Origin of the sequence: Deinococcus apachensis DSM 19763 (genome assembly GCF_000381345.1) — a bacterium.
Lineage (GTDB): Bacteria > Deinococcota > Deinococci > Deinococcales > Deinococcaceae > Deinococcus > Deinococcus apachensis.
This window is the reverse complement of record NZ_KB906409.1, coordinates 33,022-50,871: the sequence shown is the minus strand read 5'-3', so window position 1 is coordinate 50,871 and position 17,850 is coordinate 33,022. Positions and strand designations below refer to the sequence as shown.

Genomic DNA, 17,850 nt, shown 5'->3' with positions numbered 1-17,850 from the left:
CTTACGGCATCAGTTTCCCAAGCAGGCTGGCCGTGTCGTTTTGCGTCAGCTTGCCGGTGGGGAGGCCCAGCAGGGTCAGCCTTGACGAGGTCGCCGTACCCACACCCGCCCTGACCGTCGCCACCACGGCGCTCCCGGCCGTCAGCAATGTCTGGGTTCCCTGCCCCGGGGCCAGGTCAGCCCGGTTGGCCCCCCTCGTCAGGGTGAGGCTCAGGCCCTGCGTGACCGTATTCGCCTGGCCGGTGACGGTGTAACTCCCGTCGATGAGCCCCGCGTACGCCACCTTGTCCACTCCCGCATAGTCCTTGAAGAACGTCTGGACCGCCTCACCGGGCTCCGCCAGGGTCGAACCGTTCGTGGCGGAGGTGCGGATGAACCCTGGCGAGAACAGCACGACCTTGCGATTTGCCGTGTTGAGGTAGCCCTGAAGATTCGCCACGTCGTCGTGGGTGACGGGGCTGACGATGGTGTCCCCGGTGTACCACACCACGCCGCTGTACTTCTTCATCACCTCAACGCTGGGACCGTCCGGCTCGTCCTTTTCCTGCCCGCTCGCGCTGTAGGGCACGACCGTCACGTCGAAGACCTTGCCCCCCATCGCGGCGCGCATAAACTTGTCGCCGTCCGAGTCGGGCGCGGGATTGCTGGTGGGCCAGTTGTTGCCGCTGCGGTCGTCGTCCACCAGCAGCCACTTCTCCACCACGACGCGCACGTTCGCGGTCTTGGTGACACTGCCGTTCGTGCCCTTCACGGTGAGGTCGTAGGTTCCGACGGGGACATTCGCGCCGACCGTGAGCCTGAGGGTGCCGTTCCCGTCCGTGCCCGAGGTGAAGGCGCCCGCGATCCTGTCCGCGCCGGTGCCCGCCATGCCGCCCTCCAGCGCCAAGGTGACGTCACCGTCGGGGTTGGCGGGCCGGGTGATTCCCAGCGTCGTGGTCCCGCTCTGGCCCGGCCCCAGGCTCAGGGTGTTGGGCGTGGCGCTCAGGGTGAAGTCGGGGTCGCCGGGAACGGCGGTGGTGGCGCTCTTTTCCAGACCACTGCTCGACCCCGCCGCATTTACGGCCTTGATGCGGTAGGTGTACGTCGTGTTGGGCGTCAGGTTCTGGTCCAGCCAGGTCGTCGTGGTGAGGTTGTCCTTCAGCGTGGCGTAGGCCCCGTTGTTGAACTTGCGCTCCAGAACCACGTGCGCTCCCGCCTCCACGCCACTCCAGTCGAGTTGCACCTGGGTACTGCCCCTGGCGGCCGCGGTGAAGGTCGTGGGGTTGGCGGGGGCCTGCCCCGGCGCCGCACCTCCGCCCCCGCAGCTCGCCAGCACACCCGTCAGCAACAGCAGTCCGACCATTCCTCGTTGATGCATGTTCATCCCTTCCTTTCGGGGGGCAAGGTACGACAGGTCGGATGGCCAGCCGATGGCGGTCCCAGCGGGCACGGCGACGGAGGCTTCACCCGGCCTGCAATGAGAAAGGGTGCGCCGGGCGCCGTCTTCCGGCCCATAACCTGCGGGCAGGGCAGAAGGCAGAGGATGACATGCCCGTGACATCCCGTGGCGCCTACGGTGCCGTCACTTCAACGCGGCGGTCCCGGGTGGGCCTGACTGCGGAAAGAGGCTGAGGATGCGAAACATGAGGCTGTTGGGCGTGGCGATGCTGGTCGCGGTTCTGAGCGCGTGTGGGGGTGCGAACGTGGGCTCCACACCAGGGGGGATGCCACCGGGCGACACGGGAACGAGCGACCCCGGCCAGGCCGGGCCGTACACGATGACGGGCACCGTGAAGAGCGAGCATGACCAGCCGGTCCCGGACGTGGAGGTCTACGCGGACAACACGCTGCGCTACAACATGAACGAGACCGGCACCACGGACGCCCAGGGGCACTACCGCATTGCCCTCCCTCGCAACGAGCTGGGCACCTGGCGGGGCGGGGCGATCCTGCACCGCGAGTACCACGGGGTGAACTACCAGTTCGTGCTCGTCCCCGACGACCGCGCGGAGTTCACCGCCGAGAAGGGGGCCGTCCGCAACTTCACCTGGAAGCTCACCGGCAAGACACCCGAGGGCCAGTTCTACGGCGGCTCGCTGTGGATGTACGGGGCGGTGGATGCCCCCGGCTTCGACCTCAGCCGCGTCCAGGTGACCCTGGAACCGGACGGGCCGATCATCGACGGCAGCGCGGGCAAGACGATCCAGGCGTTCCTGGACGGCTCGCAGGTCAGGGACCTTCCGATTGGCCGCTACCGGGTGACCGCCCGCTACCTCCCCGAGGACGGCCCGCCCCAGCCGGTGCTGATCGCGGAGCGCCGACCCACCACGTACGCCCCCTCCATGACGGCGGACTTCGAGCGCACCAACACCCTTGGGAACGCCATGCAGTTCACCATCAAGCTCGGCGCCGGGGAGTAACCCTGGGGAGGCATGGGCCAGATCCCGGGCGAAATCCGCACCAGGGCGGACGTGCAGGGCACTGCCGTGGTCGCTTGCGTGATGAACGGCGAGCCTGCCGGGCGCGAGATGACTGTTGGCACGCCCGACTTGCTGGACAACCTGAGAGTGGGGCAGCCCTCCACCCGCTGTGGAAGGACGTGAAGGGCGACGGCGCGGTAAGCAGGGGCGGCCTGATCGGCATGTCCAGCGGCGGCCAGCCCGGCACGACCGTGACGCCGAAGGTGTCAGCCCGACTCGGCATCAGGCCAGAGGGTCGAGCCCCCCGGAGAAACGAACCCGGGGAGGGGCGCGGGTGCCGGAAGGCCCCTGCCTCGGAGCTGGGGTGGGTCCGGGGGCCGCGGGTGCCTGTGGAAGAGCCCCGAAGTGGAGGCGCGTATGAAACAGGACATCAACCCCGAGCACCGGGAGCCGCGACCGCGAATCTACGTCCTGCGCGTCTGGCACGAGGAGAGCCGCGAGGGCTCCGTGTGGCGCGCCTCGGCCCGGGAGGGCACGCAGGGCGAGCGGCGGTACTTCACCAGCGCCGACGACCTCCTCGAATTCATGTACACCGAGTGCCTGAGGCCCTGAATTGGGCACGGGCCGCGGGGTGTCAGCCGGGGGACACGACCAGGGTGGAGCCCCAGGGTTCCTTCGCCTCACGCCGACAGCGCTCCCGCTTCCCGGGGCGACCCCGGCACTGCCCCTCGTCCTGACCTTGACTCCCGCCGTCTCCCCTGCCCGGCCGCGCCTCACCTCTGATGTGTGGCACCTCGGCACGCGGGCCAGCATCGAGACCGTGGAGGCGCAGAAGCCTGAGGACGTGGCCTTGTCCAGCCTTCTTCCCGACCCGGCATGCGGAAGCGTTCCTCAGGACGACTGCGGCCCTGCTGGGCGAGCTGAACATGCATCCCGCCGCGGGCCCCTCGCCCAGTATCCGGGAGCACGGGCCAGCCTGCGGAACCAGATTGAGGTGCCTCGTTCCCTGCGGACAGCGCGCGGCGACATCGCCTCCTTACTGACTGTGCAGACGAAGGAGAAATCACCATGAACACGAAGAAAATGAACGCGACGAAAGCTGGCCTTCTGCTCGCCTCGCTGCTCGCTGGGGGCGCGAGCCAGGCGGGCAACACTTCCGGCAAACCTGTCCCCTACACCATGACCGGCGTCGTTCGCAACTCCGCCGGGCAGCCGGTCGAGGGTGCCGAGGTCTATGCCGACAACACCCTGTACTACAACATGAACGCCGTCGGCACCACGAACAAGCAGGGCCGCTACACGATCACCCTGCCGAGAAACGAGATCGGCACCTGGCGCGGTGGCGCCCGCCTCAGCCGCGGGTACCACGGCACGGTCTACCAGTTTCAGCTCGTCCCCAACGACCGCTCCGAGTTCGCCACCCGGACAGGCGCGGTGCGCGACTTCACCTGGAAACTCACGGGCAGGAGGCCCGACGGCGGATCCTACGGCGGAACGTTGTGGATGTTCGGCGCGGTGAACGCCCCCGGCTTCGACCTGGGCCGCGTGGAGGTCACCCTCACCCCGGTTGGGCCGATCATCGACGGGAGTAAGGGCAAGGTGATCAGGGGCTTCCTGGTGGGCTCGCAACTGCGGGACATCCCGATTGGCCGGTACAGGGTGACGGCGCGGTACCTGCCCGAGAACGGCGCCCCGCAGACGGTGCTGATCGGGGCGCGCAACCCCAGCAATTACGAGCGGTCGATGACCAGTGATTTCCGGCGCTCGAATACGGTCGGTGACGTGTTGGAGTTCACCGTGCGGCTGGGGGAAAAGCCCACGACGAGCGCGAGCGACGCTCTGTACGTGTCCGGTAAACTCCATGCGAACGTGGACCTGAAGGGCACGGTGGTCGCGGTGTGCGTGATGAAGGGCGACGAGTGCGACGCGGCCAGCAAGCGCACGACAACGATCACGGCATCCGGGACGAGCGCGGCGTACCGTCTGGACGACCTCCAGGAGAATGCAAAGTACCGGCTCTATGCCTGGAAGGACCTGAACGGGGACGGGCGGGTGAATGCCGGGGACCTGGTCGGCACGTACGGCGCGGATGTCCCGGGCACCACTGTCACACCGCCCAACATTTTCACCAGCATCTCCCTCTCACCCCTGAGGTGACGGGAGCACCCCCGGCACGGCCGAGGCCAAACCCGGTCCCCAGCCCTTCGAGCGGCGCCGAAGCATGACCTGGACCGCCAGACTCGATGATGCGCCCAACTGGTTGCTGATTCCGGCGGCGAGTTGCGGCGGCACTTCATCCGGCCGGGCATGGACCTTGACGAGGTCGGTCCCTGCCGTGACAGCGGCAACGCGCTGAGCCTCGCCGTCCGCTGTGCAAAGGCCCGCAGCGTTCCCAAAACGGCACTCACGGCATGACCCCCAGCCGGACGTTACTCCATCACGTTCGGGGGGTGCCCCGCCAGCGCACGGAGGGCTTGCGTGACGCCGCGCGCGTCCCCGCTCGCCTCGAAAGCCCGCCGCGCGTCCTCGTAATGGGCGCGGGCCTGCTCGACGTGCAGTGTGGCCCCGGCGGCCTCCCCCGCCTTCAGGAACCACGGCGCGGCCCGCCCCGGATTTCCGCCCTCCCGCCAGTGCCGGGCAATCCGCGCGGCGGACCCCCCCTGTGCCGTCAGAAGCTGCGCCGCCGCCCGGTGCAGGACGCCCAGGATGGGGGCCGGAACGCCCGCGAGGACCGTCTCCAGCACGAGGTCGTGCGAGAAGTGCTCGCCCGCCATGATCTGCGCCTCCTCCAGTTCCTCCCAGGCCGAGGCCAGGTCGAGGAGTGGAATGCCCAGCATCTGGGCCACCATCTCCGGGGTGAAGTCCGTGTGCAGGACTGCCGCCGCGCGGGCGGCCTGCTGGGCGGCCGGGGTCAGGCGGCCCAGGCGGCGCGCGATCAGGGAGGCCACACTGGCCCCGCTGTCGGGCAGCCGCCCGCCTCCCTGGAAGGCGCCCGTCTCGAAGAGGTGCCGGAGCAGCTCCAGCAGGGCCTGCGGGTTGCCACCCGTCGCCCGGGCGAGGTCATGGGCGAGGGCGTGACCCTGTGGCAGGTCGAGGTCCGCGAGCAGGTGCTCGATGGCGGGCTGGTCCAGCGGCGCGAGGTGGATGGGCACCAGGGTGCCCGCGCCATACATCGTTTGCAGCAGCGCCGCCGAGTAGGGCGACAGTTCGCCCGGGCGGTGGCAGAAGAGCGTCCGCAGGTTGCCCCCGGCGTCCCCCCAGAAGCGCGACCCGACGTAGGCCCCCGCCTCGATGCTCGCGTCGTCCATGAACTGCACGTCGTCCGTGACGACGATCACCGGACCGCGCTCGGCGATCAGGCGGATAACTTCCACCTTCGCGTCGTAGAAGCGGCGCTTGTCGGCCTCCGAGGTCATGGGGGGAGGGGCCTCCCCCAGCTCGGGGAGCATCCGGGCGAGTTCGGAGCGCACCCACCCGGGCAACGCCAGGTCGGGGTGGGCGGCCAGTGCCCCGCGGTAGTTGCGGGCGTGGGTGGCGTACGGCACCTGGTCATCCCCGTGCTGCGCCTGGAAGAACAGCAACCGGTGGGTGGTCCGGGAACGTAGGAAGTCCAGGGCGAGCCGCGTCTTGCCGCTGCCCGCCTCCCCGATGAGCGCGATGCCCTTTCCGTCGGCCCACGCCTCCTCCATCCGGGCCCAGGCCTCCTCCCGGCCCACCAGCGTCGGGGGGCGCAGCACGGCCACCGGAATCTGCCCGGGGCGGGCGGCCGGGTGGGGCGCCCCCAGCGTGCCCCGGTCGATGTCCCGCGCGAGGTGCCTCGTTTCCGCCTCGGGCTCCACGCCGAGTTCGCGCCCCAGCACGTCCCGGCAGCGGTGGTACGTTTGCAGGGCGGCGGGGCGGTCACCGTTGAGGTAGTGCAGCCGCATCAGGCCGCGCCACACCTCCTCGGCGACGGGGTCGGCGTCCAGCAGGGCCAGGGCGAGCGCGATGGCCTCGGGAAACGCGCCCCGCTCCTCCAGGCGGCGCATCTCGGCGCGGCGGGCCTTCATCAGGACCTCGCCCACCTCCTCGCGCTGCGCCTCCAGCCACTCCATCAGGTCGGGGCAGCCGTCCAACTCGACCCCATCGAGGAGGACCGTTCGGCCCGGCTCGGACCCACCCCCGTCGAGCAGCGTCCGCACGTCCACCGTGAGCGATGGATCGAGGGCCGCCACCTCTCCCGGCAGGACGAGGTCGGCCCCGCAGGCCCTCTTCAGGCGGCGCAGGTGATGCACCAGGTTGTTGCGGCTGGCACTCCCCGGCGTGTCGGGCCACAGCAGCCGCACCAGGGTGGCCCGCGGCGTCGGTCCCTCCAGCGCGAGGTACGCGAGCAGGGCGGCGGCCTTGCGTTCACAGGGGGTCACCCGGCCGTCCGCCGCCACGACCTGGGGCGGACCGAGCAGCCTGAGCTGCCAGCCGGAGAGCATTTCGGGCATACGCCCACTCTAGCAAGGGGTCGGAAACAGCCGTGTCACACCGGCTGGCTCCGATTCCAGGACCTCCGGGCCAGCACGGGAGGTTCTTCCATCGCCGCCAGCCGGTATTCTTTGCCACTCGCTCCGCTCGGGTTCGTCCTCGACTCACCGCAACCTTGTGTCACACCTTGGGCTGGGCGCCCTGCCCCTCGCGGACGCGAATGTTGGGGGCCATCAGGGGGGACCCATTCAGGCCGGTCCTTTCCGCCGCCGCCAGCAGGGCGCGGTGCGTGACGTGTTCGTGCAGGAACATGGCCCGGGAGTCCTGGGGCACCTCGTCCCGCACCATGTCCGCGAGCCAGTCCAGGGCCTCGCGCAGGGGTGCGTCGGCGTCCGGTCGCCCCAGGACTGTCAGCACCTCGTGGTGGACGAGGAGGGGGCGCGCGTAGTCCTCGCGTGGGGGGTGTGTCCCGAGCCGATCCACGGCCAGCGTGCTGTCCGCCAGGGCCTCGTCCGGACGGCCCAGACTCAGCAGCACCTCCGCCCGGGCCGCGAGGACGGCGGTCACGAGCGGCTCATGCCCTTCAGCATCGGCGATGCGGCGAGCCTCCTCCACGAGGGGCAGGGCCTGCGCCCCGGCTTCCAGTTCGGCCCGGGCGAGGAGGAGACGCCCCCGCGAGTACGACAGCGCCGTGCCCCGCAGCGCGTCCTCCGCCCGCCCGTAGGCGTCACGCGCCTGCGCGTGGTCCCCCCGCCGCGCCCACACCAGACCGCGCAGCAGCCAGAGCACCCCCCGGCCCACGTCGCGTCCGTCGGGTGCCGCCAGGGCCGCCTCCACCGCGTGCTCGCAGCCGCCGAGGTCCCCGAGCGCCCAGAACACCTCGGCCAGGGCGCGCTGCGCCAGGCCCCCCGACTCGCCCAGCGCGGCCCCCAGAGCCTCGGCCTGCCGCAGCCATTGCAGGGCGCGGCCGTACTGCCGGGCGTGCAGGTGCAGCGTCCCGAGGCGCAGCGCGTTCCAGAGGCGCAGGGTGGACGAGGAGCCCGCGCTCCGCTCGTCCAGGGCGACACGCAGGGCCACGGCGCGCTCCCACTGGCCGAGCAGTTCCGCGGCCACCGCGAGGGCGTGCGACAGCCGCGCCGCCTGGTACGCGTCCCCCGCCGCCTCGTGGGCCGTCAGCGCCCGCTCCAGGCGCTCACTCGCCGCCTCGTGCTGCCCCAGGGACAGGAGCACGTCGCCCATGACGGCGTCGAGGGCGGCGGCCTCGCGGGCGTCCCCGAGCGAGGCGTGCGCGGCCTCGACCTCCGGGATCAGGTCCCGCGCCCCCTGCCCCTGGCCCTGCCGCGCGCGGGCGAGGAGCAGTTCGCGCAGCAGGGCCGCCCGCGCGGTGGAGGGACCGTCGCCGCCCAGCAGGGCCAGGCCGCGCGCCGCCGCCGCTTCCGCCTCCCGGGCGCGGTTCTGCCCCAGGAGCCAGGTGGCCTGGGCGAGGTGCGCCCAGACCTGCTGCCCGGGGGTGCGAGCGTCCGAGAGCAGGCGCTCCACCAGGGCTCCAAGCTGGCCGGGCCGCTCATGCCGCCACGCGCCGTCGAGGGCGGCGGCGCGGGCGTCAAAGGCGGCCTCCGCCTCACCCAGGTCCCCGAACAGCCGCGCGGCCTGCTCGCTGAAGGCCAGGGCCTCCGCCGGGCGGGCCGCGGCAAACGCCTCCCGCGCGGCCCGCACGAGGAGGGGCGCGGCCTCTCCGGGGCGTCCCCCCTCCTGCCAGTGCCGGGCCAGGCGGGCGGGCGGGGCGGCCTGCCGTTCGAGGGCACGGGCCGCCCCCCGGTGCAGGAGCTGCCGCACGGTCGGGGACACCCCCGCCCGCACCGCCTCCAGGATCAGGTCGTGCTCGAAGCGTTCCCCGCGCAGGATGTGGGCGTCCTCCAGCTCCTCCCACGCAGCCAGCACGTCCAGCAGGGGCGCGCCGAGCACATCCGCTACGAGTTCCGGGGAGAAGTCCTGCTCCAGCACGCCCGCCGCCCGGGCGATTTGCAGGCCCGTTCGGGAAACCCGCTCCAGGCGCCGGGCCACGAGCTGCCCCACCCTCTCGGGCACGGTGAGGGCCGCCTCCGGCTCGTCCAGGCGCCCCGTCCGGTTCAGGTCGCGCAGGGTTTCGAGGACGAGGAGGGGATTGCCGCCCGTGCGCCGCAGGAGGTCGGGGGCGCGCCGGACCCCGTCGGAGACCCCCAGGTGGTCCAGCAACTCCCTCACGTCCCCCTCGCCCAGCGCCCCCACCTCGACCCAGACCGCCTGCCCGGCGCGCACCATGCCCTCGTGGACCTCGCGCATGGCGGGGGGCAACTGGTCGCGGCGGTGCACGGCGATGGAGTGCGGGATTCCCCCGCTGCGCCCGAGCGGGAACACCGCCTCGACGAGCACGAAGCCCGCCTCCAGGGTGGCGTCGTCCACGTACTGGAAATCGTCGAACACGCACACGTCCACGCCGCGCAGCCCCCCGACCCAGGCGAGCTGAATGGCCTCGGTTAACCGGGCGTCCGCCTCGCGCCGGGCCTCCCCGGGCGGGGCGAGTTCGGGCAGCAGCCAGCTCAGCGAGTGGCGCGCCCACCCGGGCAGTTCGACCGTGCCCCGCGCGAGGATGCGCCGGATATTGCGGACGGTCGCGGAGAACGGCACGAGGCGGTCGCCGGGCCGCCCCTCCAGGGCGAGCACCGTCCCCTTGCTCGCCGCGAAGTCGTGCGCCAGGCGCGACTTGCCCGTGCCCGCCTCACCCGAGACGACGATGAGCTGCCCCGCCCGCCACCCCTCCTCCATGAGCCCCCACTCGCGCTCCCGCCCCACCAGGGCGGCGGGACGGGCGAGCGCGGGCGGCGTGGGTGCGGTGGGTGGCCTCGTCACCGGGCGGCCACGGGCGATCAGATCCGCCAGCTCCCGGGTCTCCGCGAGCGGCGCGGTCCGCAGGTTCTCCTCCAGCACGCGCACGCACGCCTCGTAGGCGGCCAGGGCCGCGTCGCGGTCGCCGAGCAGGTAGTGCAGGCGCATGGCCTGACGGTGCCCCTCCTCGGACAGGGGATGCAGGGCGAGCCAGCGCCGCGTGGCGGCGAGGGCCGGGGCGAACTCGCCCCCGCGCTCCAATCGCCCCGCCTGGGCTGCCAGGCGGCGAACCCGCACGGCGTCGAGCCGCTCGCGCTGCACCGTCACCCACTCGGCGAAGTCCGGGGCGTCGCCGAACTCCGCGCCCGCCAGGAACTCCCCTCCCGGCACGGCCGCGTCCCCACCCCCGGAGGCCAGCAGGGGCTGCACATCGGCCCGAACGGTCCCGCTCAACGCGAGCGTATCCTGCCCCACGACGAGGTTTTCGCCGTACGCATTTGCCATACGTCGCAGCAATTGCACGAGGTTGTTCCGGGCAGCCGCCTCCCGCCGCTCCGGCCACAACATCCCGGCGAGGCGCGAGCGTGGGGCGGGACCCTCCACCGCGAGGTACGCGAGCAGGGCGACCGCCCGGCCCGCGCAGGGCACGACCCGGCCGTCCGGCGTGACGAGCCGCGCCTCCCCGAACACCGAAAGCTCCCATGGCCGCGAACCTGTCATGACCCCTTCAAGGTAGCGTGCTCCCTGACGGCGGGCGAAGGAATTGACCCGTGGGAGTCATGCGCTCCCTCTGCAGCCAGGCCGAGTCTGCGGCGCATTGAGGACGGGGGCCTGGCCTCCGGAATCTGGTGCGGACAGCGCGGGCGGGTGGAGAACGTCCCGGAAGGTGCCACCCGCCGCAGTCGTCCAGGGGGCCGATGCAGCGGGTGGCATGGGGTGGAGTGGGAGCTTCGGGGCTTGCGCCTACTTGGCGCCCTTGACGTCGAAGACGAAGGTGCGGCCGGACTCGTCGGTCAGGAGCACGCTGTCCCCGGCGACGTTCTCGGGCAGCTCGAAGTAGAAGCGCACCCGCGCCTCCTCCCCCTTGGGGAGCGCCCCGCCCGCCTTCTCATCCCGGCTGGCCTTGAGCATCGTCTGGTTGTACTCCACCCGCTCCCCGTCCGCGTCCTTGAGCGTGGGCTTGAGGTCCGACCACGCGAAGGTCGTGTCCCGCCCCAGGTTGTTCTTCAGCGTGAAGGTCGCCGTGAGGTAACGCTTCCCCGCCCCCGGTGCCTGGCCGCCCAGCGCCTCGGTCGTGAACTTCGCCTCGTCCAGCCGCACGTCGTACCACTTCAGGCTCACGAACTTACCCTTGGCGGCGGGCACCTGGGCCAGCGCCGTCGCCCCCGACTTGTCCGCCGTGTCCGCGAAGGGGGCGAGCAGTCCCTTGGTCTGGGTCCGCAGGTCGTAGCGCAGGACCGGAGTGCCGCTCTCGCGCTGCACGATCAGCTTGGGCACCGGCCCGGCGGCGGGCACCACGATGACCGTCATCACGTCCACCTTCTGGGCGGGCTTGAGGTTGACCTCCAGCTTGTCGGTCGTCCCCTCGCGGGCGACGGCCTCGATGAACTCGTGGTTGCGGTCCTGGGCGTCCACCGCCGTGAACTTCAGGTCGGCCCAGTAGTAGCGGGCGGCCGTCTTCTGGGGGTTCTGGACGGTGTAGTGCAGGATGAGCAGCTTCTCGTCGGCCTTGGGGTAGTAGACATTGCCGCCGATGACGACGCGGCGGGTGCTGTACTCGGCGCTCTTGAGCGTGAAGTTCAGCGGGCTCCCCTTGCCGAGGGTGAAGGTCTGGCCCACCTTGGCGTTCTGGCCGTCGAGCTGGCGGGTGCCCTGGACGACCGGCTGGGCCGGGCGAGTGGAGGTGCTGGTGGCGGCGTGGGCGACGGGGATCAGGGCGAGGGTGAGGGCGGTCAGCAGCAGTCGGGTTCGCATGGTCTTCCTCCTGTACGGCTTTGTGGCCGCGGTGACTGGAACGTACAGGGGGGAGCGTGACATCAGAATGTTGTCCCGTCCTGTCCTCAGCGGTCCAGCGACCGGGCGACAGACCCGGGCTGCCGCCCATCTGAGATCGGGTGTGAGGGCAGACCACGGCACCACGCCCTGGCGCTGTTCATCGTCCCCGGATGGTGTGACATTCCCGTGTCACGGTGCCCTGCCTACCCTGAAAGCACTTCGGGGCCGGGCCCCACTGAGGAGGAAAATCGTGACCAAAGTCAAACCAGGAGACCGGCTGAGCAACCCCATCACCGGAGAGAACGGCGTTCTCATCGAGGCGCCCAGTGAAGACAACGGGCGTCGCCTGATCGTGGAGATCAGGGTGCGGCCGGGCGGGGCCGTCGCCGGTCCCCACATTCACCCGAACATAGAGGAGGCCTTCACGGTCCTGAAGGGCCGGGTGGGCCTGCGGCTGGGCGACCGCACCCTGATCGCGCCCGTTGGCGAGCGCTTCGTCTGCCCGGCGGGCACCCTGCATGACTGGTGGAACGCGGGCGACGAAGAGGCGGTCCTCCGCGTGGAGATCACGCCCGGCGACCGCTTCCTGGAGATGGTCGTCACCCTGTTCGGCCTCGCCAACGACGGCAAGACGAACGCGAAGGGGATGCCCCACCCCCTCCAGATGGTGCTGTTCGGCCAGGAGTTCTCGGACGTCCTGACCTTCACCGGACCGAAGATGGCCGTGTTGAAGGTCGTGGGGACGCTGCTCGCGCCCATCGCCCGCTGGCGCGGGTACCGGGGCAGCTATCCGGAGCACTGGCGCTACTTGCAACGGGCCCAGGAAGTTTCCGCCTGAGGCCCGGGTCGTCCCCCGCACGCGACCACTCCCGCCAAATCGGCCCGTGGTCGCGTTCCTCGTCACACAAACCCTCAACGAACGGGGATCCCATGGAATGGATGTGGCTCATCGGCTCGCTCGGTATTGTCGCCCTGATCCTGACGGGCTCCTGGCTCTGCCAATGGGGTCAGCGCCACGGCAAACGTGGACTGCTGTGGTCGGGGCTGCGGGTTTTTGTCGCTTTACAGGGGGTCCTCGACGCCCTGCCGGGTGACCGCGAGCAGGTCGAGCTGGCCTCTCAGGACAGGGGGACAACTCGTTCAGCGCGAACACGGTCCAAGCCGAAGCGTGGGCCCCATCCGCGAAGGTAAATCCGGGGCAGCGTTCTTCCTCGTCGCCGCCGCCGCTCTCCCTCAGCTACGCTGGTTTCAACGGGCAGGAGGGCAGGCATGAACCTCAATTCGCTGGGCTACCGCACTGACACCATTTTCGCGCGCTTTCACGGCAAGGTCGAGGACCGCGGGGACGGGCTCGTCATCGCTCACCCCGCGAGTCCCGGCTTCTTACTTCGGCAATCTGCTGGTGTTCCGGGACCCGGCCCCGGGCGGGCGACCGCCCACGCTAGGAGGCGCTGTTCGCGCGGCATGTTGGGACGCCACCTGCCGTGCGACACCGCCTGTGGCGCCTGCACTCACCGCCCCACCCCAACGAACGCGCCGAGTACCGCCCCCTGCGCGACACCGAAGAGGACTGGCAGGCTGCCGTCGAGAATCAGGTGGCAGACCGTGAGCCGAACCATGACGAGGCTCGCTACCGGGCCTTCAAGGAGAGCCAGTTTCGGGGCTACCGGGCGATGTGCCGGGCGGGCCTCGGCTTCTGGTACGGGGCTTTTGTGGACGGAAGGCTCGTCGCGGACCTCGGGGTGGTCGCCGGGGACGGGCTGCTGCGGTATCAGAGCGTCGGCACGCACCCCGAATACCGCCGTCAGGGCCTGTGCGGTTCCCTGACGTCCTTCGCAGGGGAGCACGCGCAGGAGCACTTCGGCGCCGAGGAGCTGGCGATCACGACGTGGCCAAGCGGGTGTACGCCTCGGTCGGCTTTGACGCGGAATGTCAGCAACTGCTGCACCGGGGCGGCTGACCCGGCTGAGCCCCAGCGGTCGGGTGTCCCCTCGCCTCTGGGGCCCGGGGACGCCCGACACTCGCTTGAAGGGCGCCGCCTACTTGAACCTCATCCCCGTGTCGGTGAAGACGAGCTGTTCGTCGTCCCGGCCGAGAATTTGACGAAGCAGCGTGCCCGCGAGGTCCTTCGCCTGGGCCTCGTACTCGGGGTGCTCGGCCGCCTCCTGGCGCAGCGCGAGGGCCATGTTCGCCGAGATGATCAGCGCCTCGTACAGTTCCTGGCGGCGCTCGTCGGAGGCGGATTTGAAGGCCGCGATGTTCGAGAGCACGCGGGTCACGTTCCCCATCAGGCCCTCCTGCTGCTTCTCGGTGAGCTCCTCACCACTCAGCACGAGGTGGCTCACGGTGATCGCGTACATCAGGGCGCCCGCCACATTGTTCTTCAGGCGCTCCTCGTTGTTCTGCGCGAGCAGCGTGTCGTACCCGTCGAGCAGCCCCTCATACAGGGTCTGTGCCTCTTTTTTCTGCCCGGCGTCGAGCCCCTGCATGTTCGCCACCATCCGGGGCGGCAGCAGGCGCTTCGGCGTGGGCTTGAAGGCGCCCAGCGCAAGATCAGCGGGCTTCCCAGTTGGCGCGACCGGGGCCGCCAACTGGCTGCTCAGCGCGCTGAGGATGCTCTTGCTGGCCCCGGACGAAAGGGGGTTCGCGGGTGCGCTGCCCTGCGCGGCGGCCGGGGGGGTCACGATCAGGAGCGCACCCCCGAGCATGGCGGTGGCGACGAGGGTCCGAAGGGCGTGGGTGATTCGTCTGGAACGTTGCATATCTTCCTCCTGCCGAAACTTCGGCTTGCTAAGGGCACCCTACTGGGGCGACAGTGACGCGCCGATGACACGGGAGGGAGCCGGGCATTCAGCGGTGCACGCCCGTCCCCGCCGGTTCGGGTGGCAGTTCCAGGGGCCGCACCTGCACGTCGCTGGAGGCGGCGCCCCGCTCGTTGTTGATCTGCTCGGCCAGGAGGTTCCCCTGGGGAGCCCAGGCCACCCCCTGGCCCTGGCCGAACCCTGACCTGTTGGGCAGCCGCGTTCGCACCCGTTCCGTCTGGAGGTCCACCACCGCCAGACCCCGCTCGCTGGACCCGCTCACCGCCAGCAGGTCGCCCGCCGGGTTCAGGGCCAGGCCGCGACCGCCATCCACGTCCAGCCGGGTCAGGCCGCTCTTGCCCACGCGCCCCAGCCACACCTCTCCGTCCGTGGTGAGCACCGCGTACGTCTGGCCGTTCGGGGTCAGAACGGCATCCCCCACCCCCCGACCACTGGTGTTGCCCGGTACCCGCTCACTCGCCAGCACGTCGCCGGTCACCGTGTTCCACACCCGCACCGTGCCGTCCCGGGCCGCGCTGAGCAGCCGACCCTCCACCACACTCACGGCGCTCACCGGGGCACCGTGACCCATGAAGGAGCGCAGACGCCCCCCGGTGTGCAGGTCCCAGAGTTGGGCGTAGCCGGGTGCGAGGCCCAAGGCCATGTGGCGGCTCCGGGCGTCGAAGGCGACGGAGTGGACGGCGGTCGAGTCAGGAGAAAACGGCCACGGCTCCCCGTCAGGCAGCCGCCACAGGGAGACCGACGATCCGTTGCCCAGGGCGAGCAGGGTTCCATCGGGACTGAGGGTCGGGGAGCGGGAGCCCCGCGTCTCACCCTTCAGCGCAACCGAGCGGCGCACCTGGCCGCTGCGCGCGTCCAGCCACACGACCTGGGGGGTCAGGTCACCCCCTTCCCTCCGCCGCTGGACCAGCAGGGCGTCTCCCTGAAAGCCCAGCAGCGCGGCATGCGGCTGGACGTACAGCGGCCCGGGGGCCGGAAGGGTGAGCAACAGCGGCAACGCGAGCAGGAGCAGTTTGGGCAGCGGCATGGGCGGAGGCTACCCAGGTAACCGTGACGCCCCGATGTCGTGCTCACGGCACGCGAAACTCCGCTGGCCCCCAGACCATGCCGTTCATGGACCGCCCGTGCAGGTCCAGAATCCTGCGCGGCCCCCGCCCGTCGTGGACGAAGATCGCATCATCCGCGGCGTAGGCGACCTGCCCGCCGTCGGGCGAGACGGCGATGTCGTAGGCGAGATCGAGAAAGTCCTGGAACACGGGGCCGCCATACACAGCGGGTTCGCAGGTCCAGGTATGCAGGCGTCGGCCAGAGCGCAGCAGGGAGCAGTCGGTGTGGTCCCGGCCCTGGAGCGGCCACCAGACCTGAACGCTGAGCCCGCCCGGCGCACGCACCGCGACCAGACGCTCGAACGTGCCGGGTCGCCGGAGGACGTGCGCCCGTCCCGAGAGGCTGTAGAACGTTTCCTCGTCGAAAAAGGACCCGAGGAACGCGGAGGAGCCGAGGTGGGTAAGATGACTCACCAGTCCTGCCCCGCCGACGCGCCGCACCACGCGGCCCGAGGCGTCGAGCACATACGTGGACGTGTTGTCTGTGGATGGGCCCGCGGTGCCCAGCATGACCAGACCCGCCGTGCCCCACAGCAGGCCGATGGGGGCGGGAGTGCCCGACAGGTCCGGAACAGCCGTCCGGATCACCCGGGCAGTTCCACTGGACACCGCGTACCGGACGAGCGTCACGGCTTCCGACGGACGTCCCCCACCCAGCGCGCGCTGCGGCCGCTGGGTCCAGGCGAGAAAGGCCCCATCGGGCGACCAGGCGGGCGTCGAACGCATCACGCCCTGGCCCGACGAGACGGCGGCCGGTTGGTTGGTCAGCCGCGTCGCCTTCCACGTCGTCAGGTCCAGGACCCAGATGTTGGTGGCCTCCCCAGTCACGCGCGAGGTGTCGAGACTGCCCTCGGCCACCGAGGCGTAGGCCACCCTGCGGCCGTCGGGGGACAGCACGGGCGGGCCATTGCCCCCCCAGTGGGTGCGCTGCTGCCAGCCCTGCGCCCCCGTCCATGTCCAGAGGTCACCCGCGATGTTGACGACGAGCGGGGCGGAGGCCGCCCGGGCAACCGAGAGCAGCAGGAAGGCGAGCAGCAGAACGTGGCGGATCAGCATGGGTTGAGGATGACGGCAGGAGCATGGTTCGGGGATGACGGCCGGGCTGAAGGTTCAGCGCACCGGCCGGTGCCGCAGGATGAACGTCGTCTCCTCCTGGAACGCGGCCCCGTCCCCCGTCGTGACGGTCCGTTTGTACTCCCTGCGGAGGTTGCCCTGCGCGTCCAGCTTGAAGTCGGTGATGGCAAAGCCTCCGACCTCCATATCCGGGATCAGCTCGTAGAAGGTGATGGTCTCGTCCTGGTGCAGCTCGTCGAAGTCCCACTGGCTGTGTGTATGCTCGCTGGGATCGAGGGTGGGGCAGTGCTCTTCTATCTGCACCTCCAGGTGGGGCTCGATGATCATCAGCACCGGGTCGACCGCGGCGGTCCCATCCAGCGGGGCGAGCAGGCCGTCCCCCACCCGCGTGTCAAGCTGAACGTCCACCAGGCCCAGGGGGTAGGTCTCGTAGCCCAGCACCTTGTAGGGGCACGTCTGGTAGGACCCCTCGACGTGCTCCAGTTGCTGGGTGGGCACGATCTGGGCCGGTTTGGGGCGGGGCGTAGCCGAGTAGAGCTTCACGGGGGCGGCGGCGCGCACACGGTCCGCCATTCCGTCGTCCCGCCGGATGTAGGACGTGAACTCCAGTTCGTACGTGCCGCAGTTCTCGGCCTTCTTCTTCATGGCGTCGAGCTTGCCCGCGAAGTACGGGGCCAGGCGCGGGTTCTTCTCGACCCAGTGGATCTGGTACAGCATCGCCACGAGGAGGGAGCCGTCCTTGAAACAGGCCTGGTAACTGCGGTCCACGGAGCGTTCCACCCCCCCCGCGATCAGGGACCAGCCCTCGTTGATCTGAGACTTGAAGGTGTCGTCGAGCTTCGCCCGCTCGACCTCCCCCCGCCACTTCGTGAATTGAGCCTGGGCGTCGTTGAGGGCCAGGTCGCTCGACGACGCTTTCTGCACGGCCGGGCGGACGCTCACGGTGTACTGCTCGGTGAGGGCCTGCGCGGGCGTCTTCACCAGGGGGGCGAGGAGGTCGCTCATGTCGTTCGGCCTGCCGGGCGTGGATGAGGCGGAGGCGGGGCTGGCGGGCGGCTGGGTTGCCAGGGCGCAGGGGCCGAGGGCGAGCGTGAGCAGCGCCAGGGTCGAGGGGAGAGCGGATCGGTTCATGGC

13 protein-coding genes are annotated in these 17,850 nt (G+C 70.6%); 5 read left to right on the top strand and 8 right to left on the bottom strand.

Annotated features, from left to right (window positions below):
- Position 1: 1 nt before the first annotated feature.
- Positions 2 to 1,357 carry a fibronectin type III domain-containing protein gene (locus tag F784_RS0115490; protein ID WP_157465300.1) on the bottom strand — a complete coding sequence of 452 codons (1,356 nt, stop codon included), beginning with the start codon at positions 1,355 to 1,357 and terminating at the stop codon, positions 2 to 4.
- 265 nt (positions 1,358 to 1,622) lie between these two features.
- On the opposite strand from F784_RS0115490, the gene F784_RS23375 reads away from it, so the two are divergent.
- The 4 genes from F784_RS23375 to F784_RS24700 all read left to right on the top strand — a co-directional run bounded on the left by F784_RS23375 (position 1,623) and on the right by F784_RS24700 (position 4,556).
- Entirely contained in the window at positions 1,623 to 2,399 is a 777-nt protein-coding gene (locus F784_RS23375; RefSeq protein WP_019587634.1) for a carboxypeptidase-like regulatory domain-containing protein, read from the top strand.
- 12 nt (positions 2,400 to 2,411) lie between these two features.
- Positions 2,412 to 2,582: a hypothetical protein gene (locus F784_RS26305; RefSeq protein WP_019587633.1), complete on the top strand. Its 171-nt coding sequence runs from the start codon at positions 2,412 to 2,414 to the stop codon at positions 2,580 to 2,582.
- A gap of 234 nt (positions 2,583 to 2,816) precedes the next feature.
- Positions 2,817 to 3,011, top strand: a complete 195-nt coding sequence (locus F784_RS0115475; protein ID WP_019587632.1) for a hypothetical protein — start codon at positions 2,817 to 2,819, stop codon at positions 3,009 to 3,011.
- A 456-nt stretch (positions 3,012 to 3,467) separates the two neighbouring features.
- A complete protein-coding gene (locus F784_RS24700) occupies positions 3,468 to 4,556 on the top strand; it encodes a carboxypeptidase-like regulatory domain-containing protein (protein WP_019587631.1) in 1,089 nt (362 codons plus the stop codon).
- A gap of 272 nt (positions 4,557 to 4,828) precedes the next feature.
- Here the strand turns inward: F784_RS24700 and F784_RS23365 are convergent, their stop codons facing one another.
- From F784_RS23365 to F784_RS0115455, 3 genes are all read right to left on the bottom strand, one after another.
- Positions 4,829 to 6,874, bottom strand: a complete 2,046-nt coding sequence (locus F784_RS23365) for an ATP-binding protein (RefSeq protein WP_019587630.1) — start codon at positions 6,872 to 6,874, stop codon at positions 4,829 to 4,831.
- Between the two features lie 160 nt (positions 6,875 to 7,034).
- Entirely contained in the window at positions 7,035 to 10,439 is a 3,405-nt protein-coding gene (locus tag F784_RS27610) for an ATP-binding protein (protein WP_083939248.1), read from the bottom strand.
- A gap of 243 nt (positions 10,440 to 10,682) precedes the next feature.
- Complete coding sequence (locus F784_RS0115455) at positions 10,683 to 11,693, bottom strand: DUF4352 domain-containing protein (protein WP_019587628.1); 1,011 nt, start codon at positions 11,691 to 11,693, stop codon at positions 10,683 to 10,685.
- Between the two features lie 271 nt (positions 11,694 to 11,964).
- Here F784_RS0115455 and F784_RS23355 point away from each other — a divergent pair, with 271 nt between their 5' ends.
- A complete protein-coding gene (locus F784_RS23355; protein WP_019587627.1) occupies positions 11,965 to 12,552 on the top strand; it encodes a cupin domain-containing protein in 588 nt (195 codons plus the stop codon).
- A gap of 1,201 nt (positions 12,553 to 13,753) precedes the next feature.
- Here F784_RS23355 and F784_RS0115440 read toward each other — a convergent pair.
- From F784_RS0115440 to F784_RS0115425, 4 genes are all read right to left on the bottom strand, one after another.
- Positions 13,754 to 14,476, bottom strand: coding sequence for a DUF6683 family protein (locus F784_RS0115440; protein WP_019587625.1), 723 nt, complete (start codon positions 14,474 to 14,476; stop codon positions 13,754 to 13,756).
- Between the two features lie 88 nt (positions 14,477 to 14,564).
- Complete coding sequence (locus tag F784_RS0115435; RefSeq protein ID WP_019587624.1) at positions 14,565 to 15,563, bottom strand: WD40 repeat domain-containing protein; 999 nt, start codon at positions 15,561 to 15,563, stop codon at positions 14,565 to 14,567.
- Positions 15,564 to 15,606: 43 nt separating this feature from the next.
- The gene (locus tag F784_RS0115430; protein WP_019587623.1) at positions 15,607 to 16,698 is read right to left on the bottom strand and encodes a TolB family protein; all 1,092 of its coding nucleotides are present in this window, start codon (positions 16,696 to 16,698) and stop codon (positions 15,607 to 15,609) included.
- 54 nt (positions 16,699 to 16,752) lie between these two features.
- Positions 16,753 to 17,847 (bottom strand): hypothetical protein, encoded by a 1,095-nt coding sequence (locus tag F784_RS0115425; RefSeq protein WP_019587622.1) that lies wholly within the window; start codon positions 17,845 to 17,847, stop codon positions 16,753 to 16,755.
- Positions 17,848 to 17,850: the final 3 nt, after the last annotated feature.